Below are 3,802 nucleotides of genomic sequence, written 5' to 3'. Positions count from 1 at the left end.
TAGCCAAACATGCAATTAACAAAGGGCATAGTGCGGTAATTTGTACGGGAAGATCATTTAAAAATTTTATTATGGAAGAAGGCATAGAATTTCAGGAATCAGAAAGTGATTTGATGTCCATGCTGGAATCAAAAGAGGGAAAAGCAATTTTTGCCATTAAATCTGCACCACATACATTATTGTTTCCATAGCAAAAGGGATTATTCATCATGGCGGAGCGGGAACTATGGCAGCAGCATTAATTAGTGGGAAACCGCAGATGATTATTCCCTTTGCTGCAGACCAACCTTTTTGGGCAAAGCTTTTATACCAAAAGGGTTATGGTGTAAAACCACTAAAAGAAAAAGATATAAATGTAGAAGCTTTAGGGCAGAGGTTTTTGGAAATGGAAACAGATAAATATATTAACAACGCCATAAAAATTAAAGATATTATAAGTAAAGAAAATGGTGTTGGAAATGCAGTAAGCTATATTGAAAATATAGTAGAAAATAATTAAGGTTAATATCCGGGATATAGTTTTCTACCTTTTTTTAAAAATACCCGGAACTAATAACTTTAATCCATACTGATATTTGTAACCAGAAACATTTTAATTGCCTTGCCCTGCCAGGAATAAATTAAAAAGGTTTTGTAATTTATTACCATTTGGATAAGATAAGATTTAGAATCCTTTACTAATATTAATTGCTTTTTCATAAATCTCTTCAGGATAATCCATGCTTTTCAATATTTTTATGGCATTTTTAGTCTTACATATCCCCTGGTGTAAAATATAGCTAAAAATTATGTCTTTCTCTTTTATCTCTTCCCTGAAATGAAAATTTTGGCAAAAATTTTTAGCCAGGCTTGCTAGCTCAAGGTCATGGGTAGCATTAATGACACAGAAATTCCTGTCAGTAAAGTACTTAAGCACTGCTAAACCAGAGCTAATTCTTTCCACAGTATTTGTACCCCTAAATATTTCATCCAATATACAAAGTACTGGAATTTGGCTGTTGCCTTCATCAATTATTCTTTTTAATAACCTGGCCTCAGCCATGAAGTAGCTTTCACCTTCCTCAATATTATCTGTAGTACCTATGGAAGTAAAAATCTTATAATAAAAAGAGAGATAAGACTCAGAGAACGAAAAAAATACACTCTGGGCAAAAATAGCATTTATTCCTATAGCTTTTAAGAATGTAGATTTTCCGGAGGCATTGGAGCCAGTGATGATAACCCCCCTCTTCTTTATTTTTACTGAATTAGATACCGGTTTCTTCAGTAATGGATGATAAAGGTTATCTGCCTGCAAAAAATATCTTATATCTTTGGCCTCTTTATATGGACTGAGCTTGGGGCAGCAAAAATAGTTCAGGCTTTTTTTATAAGAAGCCATGGCTATAAGGGCATCTATCCTCCCTACTAGCATATGCAGTTTAAGTAAATCTTCCTGATGCCGACTAATAAGATCCATGGTAGCAAAAAATATTATGGGCTCTATCAGAAAAATTGAATTTATAATCTCGAGGAAAGATTCTATCTCGGTCTTAGTTACGCCAGTGCCAATACTTATAAAAGAAAGATTTCTAGATATCTTCCTTAAATTTTTAACCATTACCCTTATTTCTGACTGGCCTAAATCTATGCCTTCGGTATCTACCTTTATTATTTTTTGGGCACAGCCAATCAATCTCCTAAAATACTTAAGTTCTGATATTTCTTCAAATATCCTGTATTTATTATAATTATGGATGATAAAGTTTATAAATACGGATAGAGCAATTAGGGTAATCCCCAATGTTGGATAAAAAAAAGCTAATATTATTTCGGCAATGATTATTAAGCTTAATATCCTATACAATACTGACAATTTCCTATCATATTTTAAATTCCTATTAAAAATCTTGAAAGAGACATCCTCCAAATTGCTAATATCAAGTAGATGGAATTGTATTGATTGGGAAGTTTTATCATTTTGCATTAGTCTGTTTATGATATGCGCCCTTTCTGCCAGCAGCTTTTGGTCAAAAACAGGGTTTCTTAGAAGATAGTATAAATACTGGGCACCAGTGACAGAGATAGTGTGATTTGCTTGTCTGAATACCAAATCCATATCCAAATCATTCCAGGTGGTATCATCTATTTGGTATTGTTTATTTTCTGTTTCTTGTTTTAAATAAAGAAATAATTTTTTAACGTCCCCGGATGGTGCCTCGTTATTTCTTTTTGCCCCCCACCTATCTGCAATATTTTCTTTATTAATCCTGGAAGCCTTGGCTGCTTTATTTTTTACATATACTAAAAAAAAGATTATTCCCAAACCGGTTACTAAAAAGAAGAGATAATTAACCTTAAAACCCAGTATAATTCCAGCTGCTAATGCCATAATTATCAACAGCTCCATTACCCCTTCAAAAAGAAATCTTAATCTGGCGGCCCTCATATACTTTCCTTTAAAAATCAGAGTAATATATTTATAAATTAATTTATTAGAACCAATACTTTAGTAAATATTAAATCATTATAATATAATACGTTACAAGTGCTAAATAAACTATAGGGAAGCATATAAGTTTGTGCAATAAGTAGCCCCAAGGTTATGATAAACAATAAAAGAAGATTAATATTGGGATGGGCAGCAGTTTCCATTGTTATGGTAATTGCCTCCCTCTGGGCCTACTGGGGTGGAATAGAAAATTTCCATGAAGGATGGTACAGCAAAAATTTATGGGAAAACATTTTTGTGATGCTGGTGCAATACTGGTTATTTACAATAGTTTTTATCGCCATTGGAATTATAGGAATACGGTTCCCCAAAGCATCCCTTTTCTTATGCATTGCTATTGGAATTGCTGCCATCATATTTTTCTTTGGTGCCAGCTTTAGCGTATTATGGATTATGATCCTTTTTCCTTTATTGGGAATTGGATTACTTTTTTTCTTGGGAAGACCTGAACCTAAAAAGGTTGCTTATGCCATTATTCTCCTACCCCTGGCTATTCTAGCAGTTACCAGTATTTTGGGGACTGTAAGGGTGTCTCAGAGGGTAGATGATAGTAATTATGGAATGCGCAAAGTCGAAACTGAAAATGTTTGCCTGCTATGGGCACCCAGAGGGCCTGGCTGGCCTGATAAGGCAGCCAGCTACTATGAGGCTCAAGAGATATGCCTGCATTTAAACCAGGAAGGCACGGAACTCTTGGATAGAAAAGTTGGCATCTGGAGACTGCCTACAGTTTCAGAAGCTGTTGCTTCACAAATGTTTCACGGCAAAAATGCAGGAGGCGTATGGGACCAAGAAAAAAAAGAGGCTAACTATGATATTACACCTGATAAGGAAACCCCGCTCTGGGACCCTCATTCAAAAATCATCTATTATTGGACCAATACTAAAGAAAGTGCAGAAAGGGCATACATTATGGTCTATGACGGGGGGATTTTTTTAAGAAGGGTCGATAGTAAGTACGGATCTCTTTCCTTTAGGGCCGTAAAAGATTGCACTCCCTAAAATTGGCAAAATGTTTAAGTTTTAAATCTTGCAGCCAATTAATTTAATTAATTTCCACCCAAACTTACAGCATTTATCGACAATTTGTTTCCACGAATTAATTCTATCCAGAGTAGTACAATTTTTTCTGATCCTAAAGTAAAGTAGAAAGTTAGGATTTAATAATTAATTTTAATTTAGGTTTATCTTGTATCCCAGTTAAGCCCTTTAATAATTTACATTTATGAAACCTATTCTCCACATCACACACTTGACTTAACTATTAATATATATTTAAATATATAAATATAATAAAAGATATTAAACAGA

The 3,802-nt window shown here is 34.0% G+C and carries 4 protein-coding genes; 3 read left to right on the top strand and 1 reads right to left on the bottom strand.

All coding sequences use genetic code 11. The annotated features are described in order from the left end of the window. Window positions 1-191: hypothetical protein (locus tag PHN32_07725; protein MDD3777476.1), on the top strand; the 191-nt coding region annotated here is incomplete at its 5' end. Between the two features lie 11 nt (window positions 192-202). Further along, window positions 203-499 (top strand): hypothetical protein, encoded by a 297-nt coding sequence (locus PHN32_07720; protein MDD3777475.1) that lies wholly within the window; start codon window positions 203-205, stop codon window positions 497-499. A 165-nt stretch (window positions 500-664) separates the two neighbouring features. Here PHN32_07720 and PHN32_07715 read toward each other — a convergent pair whose 3' ends face one another. Then, window positions 665-2,428: a DNA mismatch repair protein MutS gene (locus tag PHN32_07715; protein ID MDD3777474.1), complete on the bottom strand. Its 1,764-nt coding sequence runs from the start codon at window positions 2,426-2,428 to the stop codon at window positions 665-667. A 156-nt stretch (window positions 2,429-2,584) separates the two neighbouring features. Here PHN32_07715 and PHN32_07710 point away from each other — a divergent pair, with 156 nt between their 5' ends. Beyond that, a complete protein-coding gene (locus PHN32_07710) occupies window positions 2,585-3,493 on the top strand; it encodes a DUF1566 domain-containing protein (GenBank protein MDD3777473.1) in 909 nt (302 codons plus the stop codon). Window positions 3,494-3,802 lie beyond the last annotated feature (309 nt).

The sequence above is a fragment of the Actinomycetota bacterium genome, from assembly GCA_028698215.1.
Taxonomy (GTDB): Bacteria; Actinomycetota; Humimicrobiia; order Humimicrobiales; family Humimicrobiaceae; genus Halolacustris.
This window is presented reverse-complemented; position numbering and strand designations above follow the sequence as displayed.